At 71.4% G+C, this 20,778-nt stretch carries 22 protein-coding genes; 12 read left to right on the top strand and 10 right to left on the bottom strand.

The window, feature by feature from the left end:
• The first annotated feature begins 28 nt into the window (after positions 1-28).
• The 6 genes from ACZ60B_RS29645 (at position 29) to ACZ60B_RS29620 (ending at position 5,144) form a co-directional block, all read left to right on the top strand.
• Positions 29-1,366 (top strand): ferredoxin reductase family protein, encoded by a 1,338-nt coding sequence (locus ACZ60B_RS29645; protein WP_469392238.1) that lies wholly within the window; start codon positions 29-31, stop codon positions 1,364-1,366.
• 35 nt (positions 1,367-1,401) lie between these two features.
• Positions 1,402-1,806 carry an FMN-binding protein gene (locus tag ACZ60B_RS29640; RefSeq protein ID WP_469392236.1) on the top strand — a complete coding sequence of 135 codons (405 nt, stop codon included), beginning with the start codon at positions 1,402-1,404 and terminating at the stop codon, positions 1,804-1,806.
• Between the two features lies 1 nt (position 1,807).
• Positions 1,808-2,581 carry an FAD:protein FMN transferase gene (locus ACZ60B_RS29635; protein WP_469392234.1) on the top strand — a complete coding sequence of 258 codons (774 nt, stop codon included), beginning with the start codon at positions 1,808-1,810 and terminating at the stop codon, positions 2,579-2,581.
• An 81-nt stretch (positions 2,582-2,662) separates the two neighbouring features.
• Positions 2,663-3,829 (top strand): ABC transporter ATP-binding protein, encoded by a 1,167-nt coding sequence (locus ACZ60B_RS29630; protein WP_469392232.1) that lies wholly within the window; start codon positions 2,663-2,665, stop codon positions 3,827-3,829.
• Entirely contained in the window at positions 3,826-4,479 is a 654-nt protein-coding gene (locus ACZ60B_RS29625) for an ABC transporter permease (RefSeq protein WP_469392229.1), read from the top strand. The genes ACZ60B_RS29630 and ACZ60B_RS29625 overlap by 4 nt, the downstream gene beginning before the upstream one ends.
• The gene (locus ACZ60B_RS29620; RefSeq protein WP_469392227.1) at positions 4,476-5,144 is read left to right on the top strand and encodes an ABC transporter permease; all 669 of its coding nucleotides are present in this window, start codon (positions 4,476-4,478) and stop codon (positions 5,142-5,144) included. Before ACZ60B_RS29625 ends, ACZ60B_RS29620 begins: the two co-directional genes overlap by 4 nt.
• A 62-nt stretch (positions 5,145-5,206) precedes the next feature.
• Here the strand turns inward: ACZ60B_RS29620 and ACZ60B_RS29615 are convergent, their stop codons facing one another.
• From ACZ60B_RS29615 to ACZ60B_RS29600, 4 genes are read right to left on the bottom strand one after another with little or no spacing between them, the layout of a single operon-like run.
• Positions 5,207-5,812, bottom strand: coding sequence for a GTP-binding protein (locus tag ACZ60B_RS29615; RefSeq protein WP_469392225.1), 606 nt, complete (start codon positions 5,810-5,812; stop codon positions 5,207-5,209).
• The gene (locus tag ACZ60B_RS29610; RefSeq protein WP_469392223.1) at positions 5,799-6,299 is read right to left on the bottom strand and encodes a DUF742 domain-containing protein; all 501 of its coding nucleotides are present in this window, start codon (positions 6,297-6,299) and stop codon (positions 5,799-5,801) included. Before ACZ60B_RS29610 ends, ACZ60B_RS29615 begins: the two co-directional genes overlap by 14 nt.
• Positions 6,300-6,337: 38 nt before the next feature.
• A complete protein-coding gene (locus ACZ60B_RS29605; protein ID WP_450662119.1) occupies positions 6,338-6,814 on the bottom strand; it encodes a roadblock/LC7 domain-containing protein in 477 nt (158 codons plus the stop codon).
• Complete coding sequence (locus tag ACZ60B_RS29600) at positions 6,811-9,414, bottom strand: sensor histidine kinase (RefSeq protein WP_469392220.1); 2,604 nt, start codon at positions 9,412-9,414, stop codon at positions 6,811-6,813. The genes ACZ60B_RS29605 and ACZ60B_RS29600 overlap by 4 nt, the downstream gene beginning before the upstream one ends.
• 335 nt (positions 9,415-9,749) lie before the next feature.
• Between ACZ60B_RS29600 and ACZ60B_RS29595 the strand changes: the two genes are divergently transcribed.
• Entirely contained in the window at positions 9,750-10,706 is a 957-nt protein-coding gene (locus ACZ60B_RS29595; RefSeq protein ID WP_469392218.1) for an ABC transporter substrate-binding protein, read from the top strand.
• 73 nt (positions 10,707-10,779) lie between these two features.
• On the opposite strand, the gene ACZ60B_RS29590 is transcribed toward ACZ60B_RS29595, so the two are convergent.
• Positions 10,780-12,129, bottom strand: coding sequence for a glycoside hydrolase family 43 protein (locus ACZ60B_RS29590; protein WP_469392216.1), 1,350 nt, complete (start codon positions 12,127-12,129; stop codon positions 10,780-10,782).
• Positions 12,130-12,426: 297 nt separating this feature from the next.
• Positions 12,427-12,882: a tellurite resistance TerB family protein gene (locus tag ACZ60B_RS29585; protein WP_469392214.1), complete on the bottom strand. Its 456-nt coding sequence runs from the start codon at positions 12,880-12,882 to the stop codon at positions 12,427-12,429.
• A gap of 278 nt (positions 12,883-13,160) precedes the next feature.
• On the opposite strand from ACZ60B_RS29585, the gene tatA reads away from it, so the two are divergent.
• Positions 13,161-13,337, top strand: a complete 177-nt coding sequence (tatA, locus tag ACZ60B_RS29580) for a Sec-independent protein translocase subunit TatA (protein WP_469392212.1) — start codon at positions 13,161-13,163, stop codon at positions 13,335-13,337.
• Positions 13,338-13,403: 66 nt separating this feature from the next.
• Here tatA and ACZ60B_RS29575 read toward each other — a convergent pair whose 3' ends face one another.
• Together ACZ60B_RS29575 and ACZ60B_RS29570 are read right to left on the bottom strand one after the other, a co-directional pair.
• A complete protein-coding gene (locus tag ACZ60B_RS29575) occupies positions 13,404-13,889 on the bottom strand; it encodes a DUF6114 domain-containing protein (protein WP_469392210.1) in 486 nt (161 codons plus the stop codon).
• 4 nt (positions 13,890-13,893) lie between these two features.
• Complete coding sequence (locus tag ACZ60B_RS29570; protein ID WP_469392208.1) at positions 13,894-14,586, bottom strand: DUF6230 family protein; 693 nt, start codon at positions 14,584-14,586, stop codon at positions 13,894-13,896.
• Between the two features lie 654 nt (positions 14,587-15,240).
• Between ACZ60B_RS29570 and ACZ60B_RS29565 the strand changes: the two genes are divergently transcribed.
• A complete protein-coding gene (locus ACZ60B_RS29565) occupies positions 15,241-15,885 on the top strand; it encodes a Tat pathway signal sequence domain protein (protein ID WP_469392205.1) in 645 nt (214 codons plus the stop codon).
• Positions 15,886-15,903: 18 nt separating this feature from the next.
• On the opposite strand, the gene ACZ60B_RS29560 is transcribed toward ACZ60B_RS29565, so the two are convergent.
• Both ACZ60B_RS29560 and ACZ60B_RS29555 read right to left on the bottom strand, forming a co-directional pair.
• A complete protein-coding gene (locus tag ACZ60B_RS29560) occupies positions 15,904-16,857 on the bottom strand; it encodes a lytic polysaccharide monooxygenase auxiliary activity family 9 protein (RefSeq protein ID WP_469392203.1) in 954 nt (317 codons plus the stop codon).
• Positions 16,858-17,062: 205 nt separating this feature from the next.
• Positions 17,063-17,713, bottom strand: a complete 651-nt coding sequence (locus ACZ60B_RS29555) for a ScbR family autoregulator-binding transcription factor (RefSeq protein ID WP_469392201.1) — start codon at positions 17,711-17,713, stop codon at positions 17,063-17,065.
• Positions 17,714-17,896: 183 nt separating this feature from the next.
• Here ACZ60B_RS29555 and ACZ60B_RS29550 point away from each other — a divergent pair, with 183 nt between their 5' ends.
• From ACZ60B_RS29550 to ACZ60B_RS29540, 3 genes are all read left to right on the top strand, one after another.
• Positions 17,897-18,799 (top strand): ScbA/BarX family gamma-butyrolactone biosynthesis protein, encoded by a 903-nt coding sequence (locus ACZ60B_RS29550; protein ID WP_469392199.1) that lies wholly within the window; start codon positions 17,897-17,899, stop codon positions 18,797-18,799.
• A gap of 70 nt (positions 18,800-18,869) precedes the next feature.
• Positions 18,870-19,517 carry a ScbR family autoregulator-binding transcription factor gene (locus ACZ60B_RS29545; RefSeq protein WP_469392197.1) on the top strand — a complete coding sequence of 216 codons (648 nt, stop codon included), beginning with the start codon at positions 18,870-18,872 and terminating at the stop codon, positions 19,515-19,517.
• Positions 19,518-19,544: 27 nt separating this feature from the next.
• A complete protein-coding gene (locus ACZ60B_RS29540; RefSeq protein ID WP_469392195.1) occupies positions 19,545-20,723 on the top strand; it encodes a damage-control phosphatase ARMT1 family protein in 1,179 nt (392 codons plus the stop codon).
• Positions 20,724-20,778 lie beyond the last annotated feature (55 nt).

The raw sequence follows: 20,778 nt of genomic DNA, 5'->3' as shown, positions 1-20,778 counted from the left end.
CCCGGCCCCGATCAAGGAGCTCCCGCCCGTGACGACCGTCCAATCGCCCCCCGCGCCTCCCACGGGCCTGCGCCCCAGGGTGGTGGCGCGCACCGGCCTGTACGCGGTGCTGGCCGCGAACGCGGCCGTGGTCGCCTGGTTCTTCACCCAGGCGGGCTTCGCCTCCAACGCCCTGATCGTGCTGGGCCGGCTGACCGGTCTGTACGGCGCGCTGCTGATGGCGTTCCAGCTGCTGCTGGTGGCCCGGCTGCCCTGGCTCGACCGCCGGATCGGCATGGACCGGCTGACCTCCTGGCACCGCTGGACCGGCTTCGGCATCCTGTGGACCCTGCTCGCGCACGTCGTGTTCATCGCCTTCGGCTACGCCGACTCCTCCGGCATGGACCCGGTGAGCCAGGTGGTCGACCTCGCCGAGACCGTCGAGGGCGTGCTGCGGGCCGTCGTCGCCCTCGCGATCATCCTGGTGGTGGGCGCGGTCTCGGGCCGCTGGGCCCGGCGCCGGCTGGCGTACGAGACCTGGCACTTCATCCACCTGTACACCTACGTCGCCGTCGTCCTGGCCTTCACCCACCAGGTCGCGGTCGGTACGACGTTCACCGCGTCGGCCGCCGCGAGGACCTACTGGTACGCCGTGTGGGGCCTGGCCCTCGGCTCGGTCGTCGTCGGCCGGGCCGTGCTGCCGCTGTGGCGCAACCAGCGGCACCAGCTCCGGGTGTCGGCCGTCGTCCCCGAGTCGGACACGGTCGTCTCCATCCACATCACCGGACGCGACCTGGACCGGCTGCCCGCCCGGGCCGGCCAGTTCTTCCTGTGGCGGTTCCTCACCAAGGACCGCTGGTGGCAGGCCAACCCGTTCTCCCTGTCGGCCGCCCCGGACGGCCGCTCGCTGCGCCTGACCGCCAAGACGGCGGGCGACGGCACCGCAGCGCTGCGGCACCTGAAGGTCGGCACGCGCGTCTTCGCCGAGGGCCCCTATGGCGCCTTCACCGCCCTGCACCGCACCCGGCCCGAGTCCGTGCTCATCGCGGGCGGTGTCGGGGTCACCCCGATCAGGGCGCTCCTGGAGGAACTGCAGGGTCACGCCGTCGTCGTCTACCGCGTCGCCGCCGACCGGGACGCGGTCCTGTACGACGAGCTGCGCGAGCTGGCCCGGGTCAAGGGCGCCGAACTGCACCTGGTGACCGGCCCGGTCAGCCCCGACAAGCTCGCCCCGGCCGAACTCGCCCGGCTGGTGCCGGACATCGCCGACCGGGACGTCTTCCTGTGCGGACCGCCGCCCATGATGAACGCGGTGCTCGCCTCCCTGCGGGCGCTGGACGTGCCGGGACCGCAGATCCACTTCGAGCGCTTCAGCCTGGCGGGATGACGAGGGCCGAGGGAAAAGGGAAAGAGGGAAAGACCGTGAAACGAGCGATACCTGTCCTGGTCCTGAGCGTCGCGGGCCTCGTCCCGGTGTGGCGCTACGAGCCCTCCGGCGGGACGTCGTCGTCGGCCGAGGCGCCCGCGTCGACGTCGGACTCGTCCTCCTCGTCCTCGGGCGGCTCGGGGAAGGCCGTCGCGGGTTCGACGGTGCACACCGACAAGGGCGACGTGCAGGTGGAGGTGACGTTCGAGGGCGACCGGATCGCCTCCGTGCGGATGCTCCGGCAGCCCGACCACCCGCAGACGGCGGCCGCCGTGCCCACGCTGATCGCGGAGACGCTCCAGGCGCAGAGCGCGGACGTCGACACGGTGTCCGGCGCCACGATCACGAGCGACGGCTACAAGGAGTCGCTCCAGGCCGCCCTCGACGCCAAGGGCGCCTGACGTGCGGCGCGTCGAACACGTCATGGGGTTCCCGGTCTCGCTGCGGATCGACGATCCGTACGTCCCCGACGGCGTCGCGGACGCGCTGTTCGGCTGGCTCCGCGAGGTCGACGAGCGGTTCAGCCCCTTCAGGGCGGACAGCGAGGTGTCCCGGCTCGACCGGGGCGAGCTGTCCGCCGACGGGGTGAGCCCCGACCTCGCCGAGGTGCTCGGCCTGTGCGAGGAGTACCGGGTGGCGACCCGGGGCGCGTTCGACGTGCGGCTGCCCGGCCGGGGCCTCGACCCTTGCGCGGTGGTGAAGGGCTGGTCGGTGCAGCGGGCGGCCGGGCTGCTCCGGGACGCGGGACTCGGCCGGTTCTGCCTGAACGCCGGGGGAGACGTGGTGACGGCCGGCGGACCGTGGCGGGTCGGCGTACGGCACCCCGAGATCGCCGACCGGCTCTGCACCGTCCTGGAGGTCACCGACGGCGCGGTGGCCACCTCCGCGCGCTACGAGCGCGGCGACCACATCCTCGACGGCCGCACCGGTCTTCCGGCGACCGCTCTGCTCGGCGTCACCGTCGTGGCCCCGACGCTGACGGAGGCGGACGCGGTGGCCACCGCCGCCTTCGCGATGGGCGAGGAGGGCGTCGAGTGGGCCGCCGCGCGGGCGGGTTGCGAGGTGTACGCGGTGGACGCCCGGCGACGGGTCCTGCGCACCCCGGGACTTCCGGTGGCCGCGGCCGGGCAGGACGGAAGCGACGCAAGCCGAAGTGCCGTAACAAACCCGGTCTAGACTCTCCCCGCATCGGCCTGGCAACGACGACCGTGGCCGAAGAAGGACAGTTTCTGCCAAACCCGAAGGGCATTCGGCGTTTTGATACGGATAGATTCAGTCACCAAGCGGTACCCGGACGGCACGGTCGCGGTCGACCGGCTCTCGTTGGACATCCCGGACGGCTCGATCACCGTCCTCGTCGGTCCCTCGGGCTGCGGGAAGACCACGACCCTGCGCATGATCAACCGGATGGTCGAGCCGAGCGAGGGCACCATCCTCCTCGACGGGGTCGACATCCGGCGACAGCCGGTCAACACCCTGCGCCGCTCCATGGGTTACGTCATCCAGAACGCCGGTCTCTTCCAGCACCGCACGATCGTCGACAACATCGCCACCGTGCCGCGGCTGCTCGGCTGGGGCAAGGACCGGGCCCGTGCCCGGGCCCGCGAGCTGATGGAACGGGTCGGTCTCGACGCCTCGCTCGCCAAGCGCTACCCCTACCAGCTCTCCGGCGGCCAGCAGCAGCGCGTCGGGGTGGCACGGGCGCTCGCCGCCGATCCGCCGGTGCTGCTGATGGACGAGCCGTTCTCCGCCGTCGACCCCGTCGTGCGCAAGGGACTCCAGGACGAACTCCTGCGGATCCAGGCGGAACTGGGCAAGACCATCGTCTTCGTCACGCACGACATCGACGAGGCGGTCAAGCTCGGCACGATGGTCGCCGTACTGCGCACCGGCGGTCACCTCGCCCAGTACGCCCCGCCCGCCGAACTGCTCTCCGACCCGGCCGACGCGTTCGTCGAGGACTTCCTCGGCTCGGACCGGGGCATCCGGCGACTGTCCTTCTTCCCGTCCGGCGGACTGGAGTTGCAGACGGCTCCGGTCGTCGCCCTGGACGCGGACGCCGGGAAGATCGCCGCGCGCGGCTCGGCCGCCGACGCACCCTGGCTCCTCGTCACGGACCTGGACGGCAGGCCCCTCGGCTGGGGCGACCCGAAGGACCTCACGGCGGGGGAGATCGAACCGGGCCGACTGCTGCCCTACGGACGGCCGTTCGTGCACGGGAAGGACTCGTTGCGGGCCGCGCTCGACGGAGCCGTGCTGTCGCCCACCGGATGGGCGGTCGGCGTGGACGGCACCGGCCGGGTCGTGGGGGTGGTGTCGCAGCAGGCCGTCGGCGAGGCGATCCGCAGCGCGCACGCCCTGGACCGCGGCGCCGACGCGCCCGCCCCGGACCGCGGCGCCGAGGACGCGCGGGCCGTCCGGTGAGCGGCTTCTTCGACATCCCCAGCGACCTCCAGCACACCTACGCGGGCCTGATCGGGCTGCATCTGCGCGAGGCGCTGGTGCCGGTCCTCGTCGGGCTGGTCGTCTCGCTGCCCGTCGCCCAGCTCTGCGTCCGCCTCCGCTGGCTGTACGCGCCCGTGCTGGGCGTGACCACCGTGCTGTACGCGATCCCCTCGCTGGCCTTCTTCGTCGTCCTGATCGACTACACCGGCCAGAGCGAGACCACGGTGATGATCCCGCTCGCCGTGTACAGCATGGTGGTGCTCGTGCCGGCGATCGTCGAGGGCGTGCGGTCGGTGCCGCCGGAGACCCTGGCCGCCGCCACCGCCATGGGCTTCGGACCCGTACGCCGTTACGTCCAGGTGCAGTTGCCCATCGCCGTGCCCGCGATCATCGCGGGCCTGCGGGTGGCCACCGTCTCCAGCATCAGCCTGGTCAGCGTCGGCATGCTGATCGGCAACCAGGGCGCGCTGGGCAACCTGCTGCACGACGCCCAGATCTACAACCGCCCCGAACTCGCGGTGAACTCCGTGGCGACGACGGCCGTGCTGGCGATCCTGGCCGACGCGGCCCTGGTCGCCGTACGACTGCTGCTGACCCCCTGGATGCCGAAGGAGAGCACGGCCCGGTGAACCTGCTCCAGTTCGTCCACGCCTTCTTCGGCGACGGCTCCCACTGGCACGGCTACGACGGCATCCCCACCCGGGTCCTCGAACACGTCCGGTACTCCCTGGAGGCGCTCGCCCTCGCCGCCGCGATCGGACTGCCGGTCGGCCTGGTCACCGGGCACTACGGCCGGGGCGGCAACGCCCTCGCCCTGCTCGCCACCGCGGGCCGGGCCCTGCCCACCTTCGGCCTGCTGGTGCTGGTGGTCACCTGGCTCGGCTTCGGCCTGGGGCCCGTGATGATCCCGCTGGTGGTCCTCGCCGTGCCGCCGATCCTGGTCACCACCTACGAGGCGGTCCGCTCCGTCGACCCCGCCCCGGTGGACGCGGCCCGGGGCATGGGCATGCCCGAGCCGCGGATCCTGTTCCAGGTGGAACTGCCGGTCGCCCTCACCCTGATCCTCGGCGGCCTGCGCTCGGCGGCCGTCCAGATCGTCTCGACGGCCACCATCGCCGCGTACGTCGGTCTCGGCGGACTCGGCCGGTACATCATCGACGGCCTCTACCAGCGCAACTACGAGAAGGTCGTCGGCGGCGCCACCCTGGTGGCCGCGCTGGCCCTGGCCACCCTCACGGCGTTCTGGGCGGTGGCCAGGCTCACCGTGTCCCCGGGGGTACGGCGCGGCACCTGACGGGCGCCGGGCCCGCGCCGCGCTCGACGCGTCCCACGCGGGACCGCCGGGCCCGCCGCGTCCTACGCGGCGCCCTCGGTGCGGGCCAGCGCGAGTTCGAGCACGACGAGCAGCGCGTCCCGCACCGAGCCCCGCTCGCGGGCGTCGAACACCGACAGCGGAGTGCCCTCGGCGATGTCGAGGGCCCAGCGGACCTCGTCCAGCGAGTGCTCCACCTTCCCGTCGAAGGCGTTGACCGCCACCGCGAAGGGGATGCCCTTGTGCTCGAAGTAGTCCACGGCCGCGTAACAGTCGTCCAGGCGGCGGGTGTCGACGATGACCAGCGCGCCGACCGCGCCCTCGACGATGTCGTCCCACATGAACCCGAACCGCTCCTGTCCGGGGGTGCCGAACAGGTACAGCTTCAGGGTGGGGTCGATGGTGATGCAGCCGAAGTCCATCGCGACCGTGGTCGTGGTCTTCTGCGGGGTGTGGCTGAGGTCGTCCACCCCGGCCGCGACCTCGGTGATGGCGGCCTCGGTGGTCAGCGGCTCGATCTCGGAGATCGAGCCGACGGCGGTGGTCTTGCCCACGCCGAAGCCGCCCGCGATCACCATCTTCACCGGCAGCGGCGGCCGTACGGTGCGCTGCGCGGCCGCGCCCCGGGTGAGCGGTTCAGTCGGTGTCACGGAGTATTCCTCGGGAGTCGGGGATGGCCCGCAGGCCTTCGATAACCCTGCGCAGGACGGACGCGCCGTGGGTGAGTCCCGCGTCCGGCACCTGCACGCTCAGCTGCCCGGCGCGGCGCAGGTCCTCGGCGAGGACCCGCACCACGTTCAGGTGCAGCCGCAGCCTGGCCGCGATCTCCGCGATGGACTGCGGCTGCCGGCAGGCGGCGACGATGTCGCGCCGCTCGAAGGAGAGCCGGTCGAGCCCGTCCAGCCCGGCGACCGTGGCCACCAGCTGGGTCTCGACGGGCATCGTCCGCCCGGGCTCGGCCTCGCCCGAGCCCGCCACACGGCCGGCGGTGACCAGGAACGGCCGCACGGCGGAGGCGGGTCCGACCGGAACCGGGTCCGGAACCGGATCGGCGACCGGAACCGGTTCCGGGGCCGCGACGGGGTCCGGCTCCGCGACCGGGTCCGGCTCCGGAGGTGGTGCGGCGCCGTCCGCCATGGGCAGCTCTCTTTTCTCTCGCGACCGGCGGCGGCCGGTCAGCGCCGGGACGCCGCGCCGACGCTGTTCTTGAGTTCGAGCACGAGCTGGGGGCTGAGCGCGGCGCCCGCCCGGTTGGCGAACACCGTCATCTCGTAGGCGATGTTGCCCAGCTTGGCCTCCTTGTCGGTGACCACGCCGAGCACCGCGCCGCTGCCGATCGCGGAGACCAGCACATGGCCGCCCTCGAGGTCGATGATGACCTTGTTCAGGCCGCCCAGACCGTAGTTGCCCGAGGCGCCCGCGGCCAGGCTGGTGATGCCGGAGACGATCGCCGCGAGACGCTCGGAGTCGGCGTGCTCGCGCAGCTCGGACACGGCGATGAGCAGCCCGTCGGAGGACACCGCGATCGCGTCGACCACACCTGCGGTCTCTGTGGCGAAACGATTGAGCAGCCAGGTGAAGTCGGCTGCGGCGGCCTGCAGATCGGTCGGCGCGGACTCGCCCGACGGGGTGTCACCTGTCGACGTACTCACTGCTCGGCTCCTTCCGGGAGGTGGTTCGGGTCGTGCGGGTGGAGAGTGGTCGGGACCGGCTCGGCCGGCAGGCGGTGCGAGGCGGTGTCCTGGTTGGCGCGTTCCACGCCCGCCTCGAACTCCTCCAGCGCGGAGCGGACGGCGTCGGCGTCGTCCGGCACGGCGGTCTGCCGCGCGGACTGCTGCCCGGCGTCCACGGTGGTGCGCAGGGTGGCGCCGCGCACCCGGCGGCGCAGCGGCCGGGCCCCGCCGTCGCCGGCGTAGGCCGCGGCCTCCGCGCGGGGTGCGGGGACGGGCGGAGCCGGGTCCGTGGCCTGCGTCGCGGCGCCCGCCGCCGGAGCGTCCGCCGGGTCCTGCCCGGACCGCGGGACACGGCGGGGGAGGGCACCGGGGTGCTCGTCGGCCGACTGCCGCGCCGACGGTACGGCGGAGGGCGACGGCCTGGGCCCGGAGGCGGCGGCCGAACCCGCGGAGGCGTCGGCGTGGGCCGTACCGGAGAGGGAGCCGGAGCCGGTGCGGTCCGTACCGGCAGATGCGCCGGCGCGGGAGGCGTCCGAAGAACCGGCCGGGCCGCCGGAGGCCACCGCGCTCATCGTCAGCAGCAGCGACGACGGGATCGTCACCTCGGCCGTCACACCGCCGCCCCGGGTGCGGGACAGGTCGACCCCGACCTCCCAGCGACGGGCCAGCGTGCCCACCACGAAGAGGCCGAGCACCTTCGTCGGCACCAGGTCCAGCCGCTCGCGGCGGATCAGGCGGCCGTTCTCCTCGGCGAGCCGTTCGGCGCTCATGCCCAGACCGTGGTCGGCGACCGTGATCGTCGCGCCGGCGTCCCCGGAGCGCACGGTCACCTCCACGGGACTGCCCGCGGGCGAGAACGACACGGCGTTCTCCAGGAGTTCGGCGACCATCAGGGTCAGGTCGCCGACCAGGTCCGGCTCCACCATGACCGTGGTCCCGGCGTGCAGTTCGACCCGGTGGAAGTCCTCGATCTGGCCGAGCGCGGCCCGTACGACGTTGGCGAGGGCGGTGGGTCCGGAGGCCAGGACGGTCTCGCGGATGCCGGCCAGCAGCATCAGGCTGTCCGCGTTGCGGCGCAGCCGGACCGCGATGTGGTCGATGGAGTAGAGGTGTTCGAGGAGCGCCGGGTCGGTCTCGCCGCGCTCGACGGAGTCGATCAGCGCCAGCTGCCGGGTGGTGAGGTTGCTGACCCGGCGGCCCATGTTGCCGAACATCTCGGCCACGTTGCGGCGGCTGAGCACCTGACGTTCCAGCAGCGCGACCGCGGTGGTCTGCACCCGGTTGAAGACCTCGGCCAGCTCGCCGATCTCGTCGTGGGCGGTGACGGGCATCGCGCGCAGCAGCGGCGGCCCCTCGGCCTCGTCGTCGTCGGCCACCCGGGCGAGTTCCCGGCCGGCCACGTCGGCGACCTCCTGCGCGGCACCGGTGAGCGCCTGCACCGGACGGACCACGGAGCGGCGGACCGCCACGGAGAAGGCGATCCAGGCGGCGAACCCGATCAGCGCCAGGCTCAGCAGCAGACCGGCGCGCCACTGGGCGCCGGTGGAGGCGTCGTCGGCCCGGTCGGCGATCTGGTCGATCAGCGAGGTGGTGATCTTCAGCCGCTCCTGGGCCTGCTGCAGGTAGCCCGGGTAGGAGTCGATCGAGTCCTGGAGCGCCGCGCGGATCTGCGCGGTGGTCGCGGCCTGGAGCGCGCTCGGGTCGATCTGGAGTTCGGCGTAGTGCCGGATGATGGCGGTCTGCGCGCTGGTGTGCTCGATGCCGCCGAGCTCGTCGGCCTGCTCCTCGGAGGCGAACTGCGCGAACCGTTCGGCCTGGTAGGTGTACAGCTCGTAGGAGCCGACCGCGCCCGTGAACTCGATGAGCGCGTTGGTGTCACCGGTGCGCGCCGAGAGCACACCGGTCTCGAAGGCGCCGTGCGCCGCGTCGGCGCGCAGCAGCGAGTCGAGCAGGGTGCCGGTGAAGGTGGCGGCCAGGTCGGCGTCGCGGTCCAGGCCGAGGCCGTTGATGAGGCCCTCGGCGGCGCCCGCGTACGCCGGGTCGATGTTGTCGGCGGGCAGATAGCCCTGCTCGATGGTGTTCCGCAGGTTCTCCAGACCCTCGACCTCGCGCAGGGCCCGCGCCTCGGCGACGGGCAGCCGGTCGCCGAAGGTGTCGCGCACCTTCTCGATCTGGGTGTCCACGGCCAGCTGCGCCATGCGGTAGGCCTCGGACGAGGGCGTGCCGCCGTCGTAGGCCGCCTGGTGCCGCACGGACAGCAGGATGGCCTGCTGGTGCTCGGCCTGCACCCGGCCGACGAGTTGCGCGACCTGCGTGCTGTCGCGGACCAGCTGGGCCGCCGACGTGGCGCTGGACGACTCCCGCAGGAGATCGGTGATGAGGTAGCCGAGCAGGACGGCGACCACGGTGAGCGGAACGCCGACGAGAATGTTGAGCTTGCGCCTGAAGGGCCACCGGTCGGCGAAGTCCCGAACGCTCCCGCGTCCGGGCGGGTCCGGTGGTGCCGACCGTGGGGATCCCCCCTGCTCGGGCGAGGCCGAGAGTCTGGGGGAGGGCGCGTCCACCTGATTCGTGGACACCGGGCCTCCTTCACGGGTGCTGCGCGGTGCGTGCTGTGTCGCGTGACCGGTTTCGATCGTCTCAAAAGGGGTGTCGTGCCTCGCGAGCTGCCTGGAGACTACCTGTTCATTGATCGATCAAGGACCTCGCTCTACGTCAAGATCCGGTCACAACCCGTCTGTCGCGGCCTATGTCCGGCTCGTTCATGCCGCGTTTACAACGGGTCGCGTATCGAAGCAAATCGGTGACCGGAATCCCCTTGACTGATCACGAACAGGCTGGATTGGATCAGGAGAGCTCTGTACCGACCGCACCACCGCAAGGTCCGCCAACCCCCGAACCCGGAACGGGAATCGTGACTTCCAACGCCCTCAGCAGCACGTTCATCCGGAGACACCCCGGCGCGGCTGCCGTCGCGCTCGCCGCGGCGACGGCCCTGCTGGCGGGATGTTCCTCCTCCGACGACGCCGGCGACCCGCTGGCGGAAGGCAAGGCGGACGGCAAGACGGTCGTCGTCGGCTCCAACAACTTCGCCGAGAGCATCCTGCTCGCCGACATCTACGGCGAGGCGCTGAAGGCCAAGGGCGTCGAGGTCACCTACAAGCCGAACATCGGCAGCCGCGAGACGACCTATGGCCTGCTCAAGAACGGCTCCATCACCGTGCTGCCCGAGTACAACGGCGCGCTGCTGGCCTACCTCGACGCGAAGGCCGCGCCGAAGACGGTCGAGGCCACGACGGCCGCGATCGGCGCGAAGCTGGACGCCAAGCTCGAACTGCTCGACCCGGCGCCGGCGCAGGACAAGGACTCCGTCACGGTCAACGCGGAGACCGCCAAGAAGTACAACCTGACGTCGCAGTCCAGCATCGCCGACCTCAAGGACGCCGCGAAGGACCTGGTCCTCGGCGCCTCGCCGGAGTTCCAGACCCGGCAGCAGGGCCTGGTGGGCCTGAAGTCGGTGTACGGCCTGGAGTTCAAGTCCTTCAAGGCGCTGGACGCGGGCGGTCCGCTGACCCAGGCCGCACTGAAGAAGAACACCGTGCAGGTCGCGGACCTCTTCACCACCGACGCGACCATCACCCAGGAGAAGCACGTCGTCCTCCAGGACCCGGAGAACCTCTTCGGGTTCGAGAACGTGCAGCCGCTCGTCTACAAGGGCGGGCTCTCCAAGGAGGGCGCCGCCGCGCTCAACGCGGTCTCGGCCAAGCTCGACACCGAGACGCTGCTCGCCCTGGACGCGAAGGTGCAGCTGGAGAACAAGGACCCGCTGGACGTCGCCAAGGAGTGGCTGGCCTCGGTCGGCCTGGCCTGACCCCACGCCCCACCGCCGCCCTCGCCTTCGGTGAGGGCGGCGGTTCGCTCTGCCCGGCGGACGCCCCGAGGACTCAGTGGCCGACGCGGAAGGTCGCGTCCTGCTGCTCGGTCGCCGTGGACACGGGGTCGACGCGCAGGACGTAGTTCGAGTGGCGGATGTACCGCGTCGGATAGTTGTACGAGCGGAACGACGACCAGCTCGCGTCCGCCAGGCCCGCCGTCCGGTAGAACGTCGCGTCCTGGGAGAACGTCGACGTTCCGTCGTCGACGTCCAGTTGCAGCTGGTAGTTCACGTGCCGCAGGTAGCGGGTCGGGTAGTTGACCGACCGGAAGGAGACCCCGGTGCTGTCGGCCAGCCCCGGGACCAGCTTCCACTGGGAGTCCGTGTAGGGGTCGAAGGGGTACTCGTCGATCCGGCCCACGTAGTTGGAGTGGCGGACGTAACGGGCCGGGTAGTTGTAGGACTTCAGCCGGTTCCAGGCCGGCGCGCCCCACTTCGCCAGCAGGTTGGTGTACTCGGCCGTGGTGATCGGCTGGATCGTGGCGTGCTTGGAGTTCACCGGCTGGGTGTACGTCCGCTGGTCCACCGCGGTCCAGGTGCCGGCCGGCAGACTGCTGCTCTGCCAGGCGTAGAAGACACCGTTCGGGGTGTACGTGTCGCCCCAGAGCCACCAGGACCCGGTCGTCTGTGACTTGACGAGGATCGGCGCCTCCGTGCCGCCGTGCGCGACGCCGGTGCTGAAGGCGGTGAAACTGCCCGGGTCGAGCGACGTGGACCGCGCGCCCACCAGTGCCTGTGCCGAACTCGATTTGAAGTAGAGGTAGTTGACGCCATCCACGCCCACGGCCAGGTCGCCGTCGATGACGTCGTAGCCGGGGTCGAAGAACACCTGGGGGGCGGACGCGGTGACGAAGTCGGTCGTGTGGTTGACCATGATGACGTTGTGGCCGCTGCCGTTGACCGCCGAGTAGATGATCCCGTACTGGCCGCGTGCGGCGTCCCAGTAGGCCTCGGGCGCCCAGCTGTGGGTGTTCATGTCGTGCAGTTTCAGCCGGTGGTAGCCGGTGAAGGTGCGCAGGTCGGTCGAGTTCCAGACATGGACGTACTGGCTGACGTAACTCCAGTCGGTGCCCTTCAGGTCGGTGGCGAGCACGACGAACGTGCCGTCCTGCTTGCGCAGGACGAAGGGGTCGCGCAGACCGCCGGCACCCTCGGTGGGGGTGGCCACGGGGTTGTTCTGGTTCAGCGGAGTCCAGTTCAGCGCGTCCGTGCTGACCGCCAGATGGAGGCCGTAGTCGGTGCCGGTGCCGCTCGGGGACTCGGTGAAGTAGCCCATGACGTAGGCCGAGTCGGCGGCGCGGGCGGTTCCGGCGCCCAGGGCGAGCGTGCCGGAGAGGGCGAGCGGCACGGTGGCGGTCATGCCGAGGAACGTGCGACGGGACGCGTGGGGGGCTGCGGGCACGGGTTCTCCAAAGGGGGTGCGGGCGCCTTCGGGGCGGTATGAATTCGACACAGTGCATTCGAAATATCGAACTAGGTTCGGTGAGCCGGTCAGAAAGTAGGGATGTGGCGCGTGCACGTCAATCATTGGGGCGACCTTGGCCGGATCTGGGCGGCGGCCTCCGGGGGCGCCGGGCGGGGTCGGCGAGGGCCGTGGCGGAGGAGGCCGGAGCCGGGGATCCGGGGCGGGCCCCGGATCCCCGGCCGACGGGAGGGTTCAGAGGTCGAACTCGTGCGGCGGCAGGTCCAGTGCGAAGCACGCCTCGCGCACCACGGCCTGCTCCGTCTTGTCGAAGTCGCCGTCGGCGCCGCCGATGACGATGCCGATCTGGATCACGGCGCGGGCCTCGGCGGGCTTCTTCTTCGCCTTGGCGACCTCCTGCAACACACTGACCTTGCCGAACGCGAAGTCGGCCGTCAGCTTGTTCAGGTTCTCCTCGAAGCGGCGGCGCAGGTCGTCGGCGGGGAAGTTCTGCAACACCTCGTTGGTGGCGATGAGCTGGGCGACGCGCTGCCGCTCGGCCGGGTCGACGGTGCCGTCCGCCGCCGCGACCAGGGCGCACATCGCCATGCTCGCGTCGCGGAAGGCGCCGCTCTTGAGGTCGTTCTTCTTCGCCACGAGCTGGGTCTGCATCGTCGACGCGGACTCCTTGATGCGGTCCCACAGGGCCATGAGAACTCCAGATGTCGGTAGTCGTCAGTGCTGTGTGCCGATGAGTGCCGACGGCACTTCGGACCGTCAGTCTCTACAGCACCGTAGAAACTAACGAGCCGGAGGATAAGTTCCGATGACTTCCGGACACCTGTGCTCGATTTGTGCGCGTTCACCCCGATGTATCCGTGGACGCATGCCTTCGCGGGGGCGTATCGCCCGGGTTGTACAGTTGCGCGAAGGCGGCAATCGTCGCCCACGGACCTGCGGCGGGCCGTAGGCGGAAGGGGAGGCGGCACATGCTCCGCAACGGACTGGAGCCCTGGCACCTGCTGATCGTGGCGCTCGTCGTCATCGTGCTGTTCGGGTCGAAGAAGCTGCCCGACACGGCACGGGCGCTCGGCAGGTCGATGCGCATCCTCAAGAGCGAGGCGAAGGCGATGAAGGAGGGCGCGGGCGAGCCGGTGTCCTCCTGAACGCCGGGCGCGGACCACGGTACGTGGGCCGCGCCCGACGGCGTGGGGCGGGCCCGCCCGCCGGTGTCAGGCCGGCTCGCCCGCTTCGTTCAGCATGTTCAGCGAGGTGTCCCCGCCCTGCCGCGGCGACTGCGCCTGCCGTGTCCGCGCCGCCTCCCGCCGGCGGTCGCGGCGGCTGCGGCGCGGTTCCTGCTCCGGAAGCCAGCCGAAGGCGAGGCAACTGCCGACCACCCCGAGGAGCAGGCCGATGAAGAAGCCCCCCAGGTTCGAGGTGATCCAGGTGCCCAGGGTGACCAGGACGCCGGTGATCGAGTAGAAGAGCCGCTGCGTCGGGTTGAAGAGGATCAGCAGCCCGCACAGCACCATGAGGACAGGCAGCAGATAGCCCGTCAGGCCCTGCATGCCGATGTGCACGACGACCTTCAGCGACGCCTTCTCGGTGAGCAGGATCCACGTACCGCCCAGGGCGAGCAGCAGCCCGCCCCAGAACGGCCGCTGGGCCCGCCAGGCTCGGAAGGCGGCCCGCGGTGACCGCCGTGGACGGTTCGGCACGGGATCAGCAGGCGTTGTCACTGAAGCTCAGGTGGAGGTTCGGCAGGGTGAACACGGCAGCCGTGGTGGCGTAGTTCGTCTGCCGCAGGTTGTCGATGTGCACGGTGTCGGCCTGCTGGCTGAAGACGCCGATCGGGCCCTTGACGCCCGCCTTGTTGAGCTCGCTGGCGTCGTTGCCGATCTCGATGCCGTGGAACTCGGCGTTGCCGGACAGCAGTGTGGAGTCGGTGGTCAGGTCGGTGGCGTGCACCCGTTCCTTGCCGTCGCCCGCGGTGATGTGCAGGTTGATGCCGCCGAGGTCGACGCTCTGGCACAGCTTGGTGAGGTGGGCGTCCTTGATGGCCGAGGTGACGACCAGCACCTGCCCGCCGGTGTCGCCCGCGTTGGGGCTGTCCTTCGCCATGTTGTCGAGGGCGCCGAACTGCTCGAACCCGGTGCCGTCGAGCTCCGTCGCGGTGACGGTGAAGGGCATGCCGGAGATCGAGAACTGCACGCCGAGCGCCCCCTGCGCGGTCAGGACCGCCAGGCCGGCGGCGACCAGGGTGGCGGGTACCGCCATCACCGCGGCCCGGCGCATACGGACGCGTCCGCGTCGGCCGGATCCGGCGGCCACCGCCGCGGTCGCGGCCGAGGAACCGCTTTCCGGGTTCTCTGGGGTGTTGTCTTCGGACGGCGTGACGTCCGGGGACGAGGCCATGTCTGCTCCCGTGGGCATAGTCAGTGCGGGTTGGGCTCCAGTGGCGCGTTGTCCTGGCGCGGACAGCGGCTGCGGCGCACGCCCCCTTGTGACTCCCGGCTCCCACAAGGGCTTTCACGGTTACGCAGCAGTAGCCGCCGAGGAAGTTACCGATGGTTACAGTCAAGGGTCAAGAGAGATGTGGAAAAAGGGTGTCGATTGTGCTTCACCTATGGATCAAGGAATTCGGAAGGCGTTAAGGGACCCGACGGTTTGCGCCAACTTCCCTTTCTCTGCTTGACGTTGACTGAGCATCAGGTCTACAACTCTCGTTGGCTCAGCCCGGATCCGTGGCGCCGGATCCTTGACGCGGCGACTGCCCGCGTTCCCGGCCTCCGTCCCCAGTGACCCACGAGTCCGCGTTTCCTCTCGGCGCCGCCACGGTCGCCTTCCGGCGCACCGTGACCGGTCGCCCTTTCCGCCAGGCCCGGCCGCCGGCTCCCCCACGGTCGTCGGCCCAGGCCGGCGGCTGCTGTTGCCGGCCCGTCACGTACGGAGAAGGCGTCACGGGTCGGCAATGGCGGACGCCCGAGCGCGTCCTCGTCGACCCACCCCCCACGCTGCTCGACCCGCAACCCCCCGCAATACCCCCCACTTCGGAGAAGAGGCACCCGCATGCGCACACGCACCCTCCTCACGCTCGTCGGCACCGTCGCGGCCCTGACGCTGCCGATGGCCGGAACCGCCTCGGCGGACGACGTCGCGGTCCTGACCGCCGGCGGCAACGCCGTCGCGAGCGGCGACACCCTGGTCGCGAACCTGGCGAGCGGCACCAAGGCCACCCTCTACTCGAGCGCGACCGGAACGAGCGGCATCTCCTGCACCTCGTCGCAGTTCACCGCCACGGTCGGCGACAACCCGACCGCGCCGGGCACCGCCACCGAGTCCCTGGCGTCGCACACCTTCGACTCCGCGAGCTGTTCCAGCAACGTCATCGGGGTGCTCGGCGTCACCAGCATCACGGTCGACAACCTGCCGTACACGACCGCCGTGTCCTCCGACGGCACCGTCACCGTGACCCCGGCGGCCGGTTCCACCATCCAGACCACGGCCAAACTGCGCACCCTGCTCGGCTCGATCACCTGCGTCTACCAGGCGGCGTCGCTCTCCGGCACGGCGAGCAACGCCGACAGCAGCATCTCCTTCGTGAACCAGCAGTTCACCAAGGTGTCCGGCTCGTCCCTGTGCTTCGCCAACGGCTACTTCACCGCGAAGTACGCCCCGGTGACGGACGCGGGCGTCACGGTAACCGTCAACTGACCTTCCTTACAGGGAGGTTCAGCGTCGCCGTAGACGGGTGAAGAGGGCGGCGCCCCCGGTGAGCACCAGCACCGCGGCGGCGCCGCCCGCCAGGAGCGGCGCGGAGGGCCCGGACCCGGCGTCGGTGCCGGCCGCGACCGGCGTGCTGTCGGCCGCCGCGGCCACGGCGGCCGGCTCCGAGGTCCGCGCCGCGGCCGGCGTCGACACGCCCGCGGACGGGGTCGCGCTCCGGTGCGCCGACGCGGAGGGCGACGGACCGGCACTCGCGTGCGCCGGTGTGCGCGCGGGCGCGGTGGTCCTGGCGGCCGAGGTGTCCTTCGAGGACGTCGCGGCCTTCGGGAACACCACGTCCGAGCACGAGTAGTAGGTGTCCGGGGTGCTGCTGGTCTGCCAGATCGTGTACAGCACCTGGTGTCCCGTCCGGTCCGAGGGGAGCCGGGCCGAGAAGTGGTAGGCGCCGTTCGACAGCTTCGGGTCCTTGATCTGGGCGAACGGCTGCGTGGGCAGATCGGACCAGGTCAGCGACTTCGCCGGGTCGTAACCCGGCTTCGTCAGGAACAGCTTGAACGTACCGGCGTGCGCGATCGTCGCGGTGTACGTCATCGTCAGCGTCCCGCCCGGGGACACGCGCGTGGCCGGGAAGTCCGCGCGGGCGAGGTCGAGGCCCTTGTAGGAGGAGAGGCCGCCGCTGCACAGCTTCCCGTCGGGAATCGTCTGACGGTCCCGGCCGCCCACGTTCGCGACCCGGATGTCGTCCCAGGCGGCGAAGTTCTGTCCGCTCGCGGCCGCGGCCGCCCGGCAGGCCGCGGTCCCGGCCGAGCCCCCCTCGGCCGAGCAGGCGAACGCCCGGCTGGCCGGACCGGTGGGCGCGCCGTGCGCCAGCGCGGGTGCCGCGGTCCACAGGCTCAGCAGGAGCGGGGTCACGGTGGCGGCCGCCAGGGCGGTGCGGTGGTGTGCGGTCATCCGGGACATCCGGAACGTCTCCTCGGCGGGCGCGGGAACGGTTCTGTTGTGTCCAGTACGGCCCCCGGGGCCTGCGCGTTCAGCCGACGGCGAAGCGCCGCCCGGCACCCGGAGTGCCGATCGCCGCACTGGAACGCCGAACGCCCAGCGCTGAACGCCGCACTGGAACGCCGAACGCCGAACGCCGAACGTCCGGAACGCCGGGCGCCGCCCGCTACGTCGCGACCGGGGTGTCCGCGCCTGCCAGGACCCGGGCGCCCCGGTCGGCGCCGCTGTCGAGCGCGGGCAGCAGGCCCGGCACCGCGATGCTGGGCAGCATGTGCGTCCACAGCACCGACAACCGCTCGGCCAGGTCCGCGCGGCCGGTCAGCGCCCGCGACATCAACTGGATGCCGGTGAACGCGCCGACCAGCAGTTCCACCGTGTCCCGCGGTCGCACGGTGGGCAGCAACTCGCCCTGGGCGCGCGCCTCCTCCATCAGTTCCGTCAGCCGTCCGGCCCACTGCCGGAACGGTTCCGCGAAGTCGATGCCGGACGGGACCGCCTGGTCGACCGCGAGCCGGACGCTGCCCCGCAGCAGGGAGTTGCTCAGCAGTCGCATGCCCACGACGAAGGTCATGTCGATGATCTCCTGCAACTTGCAGGGCTGGGACGGCACGGCGCCGAACGGCACCTGCTCGTCGAGCACCGCCTGGGCGAGGGACTCCTTGGAGGAGAAGTGGAAGTACAGGGCGCCCTTGGTGACTTCGGCCCGCTCCAGCACCATGGCGATGGTGGTGGTGGTGTAGCCGTGCTCGTCGAAGACCGCGCCGGCGGCTTCCAGGATCGCCCGGCGCGTCCTGATGGCGCGCTCCTGTCTTGCCATAACAGCCCCTCCGCACCGCCGAGTCGGCCGACTCCCGTGATCGAGTGCCGGATCGGCCCGATCATCGGGCGTCGTCCACTGATCTCATTGAAAACAAACCGGTCGCCTCGTACTCTAACGCTTATTCGATCGGGCACTTGGCCGTCCGCCATGGCCTTCGGGGGAGACCGTAGGGAGAGGGACATGCCGAGACCTCGCCGGAAAGTCGAGACCCCGTCCATGACGGCGACCGTGGCCCGTGAACTCGTCCACCGCGCGGCGGTCGCGGAGACCCTCCTCACCGACTGGGAGCGGACCGGACCCGACCGTTTCCAGGTGTCGGCGCAGTGGCCGCGAGCCCATGAGTTGCACGTCTCCTGCGACCGTACCGCGTACGACCCGCTCCTGGTCGTGGAGACCGTGCGGCAGAGCGGGACGCTGATCGCGCACACCGAGTACGACGTGCCCCTGGGCCACCGGTTCGTGCTCGACGAGTTCCGGGTGGAGACGTCCGCCCGGCACCTGGCCGTCGGGATGCTGCCCGCCGAACCGATCCTCGACATCGCCTTCACCGACGTCCGCCACCGGGGCACGCGCGTGACCGCCGCCCGCTACACGGCGGAGGTCCGGTGCGCGGGGGAGCAAGTGGCGTACGCGGACGTCGGTTTCACCTGCCTGAGCGCGGCCGTCTACGAACGGCTGCGGGCCGGCCGTACGAGCGGCCCCGTCCCGGCCCGGACCCCGCGGGCCGGACTGCCGCCGGCCGGTGTGGGCCGGGTCCGGTCGGCCGACGTCGTGCTGTCCCCGACGGACGAACCGGACCGCTGGGAGCTGCGGGTGGATACCGCCCACCCCGTTTTCTTCGACCACCCGCTCGACCATGTGCCGGGGATGCTGCTCCTGGAGGCGGCCCGGCAGGCGGCCGTGTGGTGGTCCGAGGGGAAACGGGACCCGGTGTCCTACCATGCGCTTTTCCACCGTTACGCCGAACTCGACGGTCCGGTCTGGATAGGGCTGACCTGCCAGGACGACGGGACGCTGCAAGTCGTGGGCGAACAGGGGGAGTCGAGGATCTTTGAGTGCCTGGTGGGTACGGCTGGGCATTGAGTTATCGTGTGCGGGGAGTCAAAACAAACGGCATGACCCGTTCTTTACGGCCCCTGGGAGTGTCCATCCGATGGCGAGGCAGTTACGCGCCGAACAGACCCGCGCGACGATCATCACGGCCGCCGCGGACCTGTTCGACCGACGCGGCTACGAGTCGACCAGCCTGAGCGACATCGTCGAGCACGCACAGGTCACCAAGGGCGCCCTGTACTTCCACTTCGCGGCCAAGGAGGACCTGGCCCACGCCATCCTGGAACTCCAGTCGCAGGCCTCGCGACAGGTGGCCGGCCAGATCGACGGCCGGGGATACCCGTCCCTGGAGGCCCTGATGCGGATCACCTTCGGCATGGCCCGCCTGTCCGTCGAAGGACCGATCACCCGGGCCGGACTCCGGCTCGCCACCGGCGCCGTCGAGGTGCGTCCACCGCTGTCGCACCCGTTCACCGAGTGGCTCGACCTGGTCACCCGCCGACTGCTCGGCGCGGTCCGCGAGTCCGACGTCCACCCGGACGTGGACGTCAACGCCGTCGCCCACTCCCTCGTCTCGTTCTTCGTCGGCACCCGGGTCGTGGGCCGCTCCCTGGAGCCCGTGGCCCGGCTCCCGCGCCGTGTCGCGGAGATGTGGCGGGTGCTGATCCGGGGCCTGGTGCCGGTGCCGCGACGGCCGAGGTACCTGACCCTCGTCACCCGGCTGGAACGGGAGATCGGCGCGGTGTGACCTGGGCCGGCCGATACGGTGAGCCGTATGCCCGACACCCCCGTCCCGCCCGTGATCCTGGGCGACGAACCCGGCTCCTTCCCCCACGGCGTGCTCGCCGAGCGGCACCCCGCGATCATCCGCCAGGTACGCGACGCCCTTCCCTACGGCCCCGACGTGCGCGGCGCACTGGACGCGCTCCTGGAGAACTGCACCGAGGGCGTGCTCGAACCGCTTCCCGGCGGCGCGCACGACCTGGACCGGTGGCGGACCTGGGGCCTGGACGCGTACGCGGGCCGGTCCTGGTTCGAGGTGCCGTGGCTGTGGTCGGAGAGCTACTTCTACCGGCAACTCCTGGAAGCCGTCGGGTACTTCGCGGCCGGGCCCTGGCAGGGCATCGATCCCTTCCGGCCCTCCAAACTCGCCGAGCTGGCCGCCCCGGAGACGGACGCCGAGCTGGCCGCCCTCGACGGTCTGGCGGACCGTACGGCCGACGAGCAGGCCGAGGCACTGCTGCACGGATCCCTCTGGGGCAACCGCGCCGACCTCGGGTTCCGGCTGTCCGACCCCGGCGGCCCCAGCGCCGGGACCACCCCGGCGCTGGTCGCCGACGCCGGCGCGGCCCTGTGGTCGCTGCTCCCGCCCGGCGGTACCGGCACGCTCTGTCTGGTCGCCGACAACGCGGGCCGCGAACTCGTCCCCGACCTGCTCCTCGTGGCCCGTCTGCTCGAGGAGGGGCGGGTGGAGCGGGCGGTGCTGCACATCAAGCCGTACCCGTACTACGTCTCCGACGCCACCACCGCCGACGTGCTCGACGCGGTCCGCCGGCTCACCGAGGCGCCGGGCGCGGCCGCCGGGTACGGGCGACGCGTCCGGGACGCGCTGACCGACGGCCGCATCCGGCTGCGCGCCCACCCCTTCGCCTGCGCCCCGCTCGGGTACGAGGAGATGCCCGCCGAGCTGTACCGGGAGTTCGGCGCCGCCGACCTGACCGTCGTCAAGGGCGACCTCAACTACCGGCGACTGGTGGGCGATCGCCGGTGGCCGCCGACCACCCCGTTCGCCGAGGTCACCGCCTACTTCCCCGGGCCGGTCGCCGCCCTGCGCACCCTCAAGTCCGATGTGGTCACCGGACTCGACGCCGCCACCCGCGACGCACTCGACGCCGCCGAGGGGCAGCGCTGGCGGACGAGCGGCAGGCACGCGCTGATCCAGGTGAAGGGCTGACGGAACAACACCGCGAAAGGGGGCGTTCGGCCTCGATTCACGCGATGGTGTGATC

The sequence above is a fragment of the Streptomyces sp. NPDC104096 genome (genome assembly GCF_055584385.1).
The sequence above is the reverse complement of the archived record's forward strand: the minus strand, read 5'-3'. Positions and strand labels throughout refer to the sequence as shown.

Bases quoted from the DNA above. Each gene is read 5' to 3' on its own strand.
- tatA (WP_469392212.1), top strand. From the start codon at position 13,161: ATGCTCCGCAACGGACTGGAGCCCTGGCACCTGCTGATCGTGGCGCTC.
- ACZ60B_RS29550 (WP_469392199.1), top strand. From the start codon at position 17,897: ATGCCGAGACCTCGCCGGAAAGTCGAGACCCCGTCCATGACGGCGACC.
- ACZ60B_RS29565 (WP_469392205.1), top strand. From the start codon at position 15,241: ATGCGCACACGCACCCTCCTCACGCTCGTCGGCACCGTCGCGGCCCTG.
- ACZ60B_RS29610 (WP_469392223.1), bottom strand. From the start codon at position 6,299: ATGGCGGACGGCGCCGCACCACCTCCGGAGCCGGACCCGGTCGCGGAG.
- ACZ60B_RS29545 (WP_469392197.1), top strand. From the start codon at position 18,870: ATGGCGAGGCAGTTACGCGCCGAACAGACCCGCGCGACGATCATCACG.
- ACZ60B_RS29560 (WP_469392203.1), bottom strand. From the start codon at position 16,857: ATGTCCCGGATGACCGCACACCACCGCACCGCCCTGGCGGCCGCCACC.
- ACZ60B_RS29590 (WP_469392216.1), bottom strand. From the start codon at position 12,129: ATGACCGCCACCGTGCCGCTCGCCCTCTCCGGCACGCTCGCCCTGGGC.
- ACZ60B_RS29555 (WP_469392201.1), bottom strand. From the start codon at position 17,713: ATGGCAAGACAGGAGCGCGCCATCAGGACGCGCCGGGCGATCCTGGAA.
- ACZ60B_RS29540 (WP_469392195.1), top strand. From the start codon at position 19,545: ATGCCCGACACCCCCGTCCCGCCCGTGATCCTGGGCGACGAACCCGGC.
- ACZ60B_RS29570 (WP_469392208.1), bottom strand. From the start codon at position 14,586: ATGGCCTCGTCCCCGGACGTCACGCCGTCCGAAGACAACACCCCAGAG.
- ACZ60B_RS29585 (WP_469392214.1), bottom strand. From the start codon at position 12,882: ATGGCCCTGTGGGACCGCATCAAGGAGTCCGCGTCGACGATGCAGACC.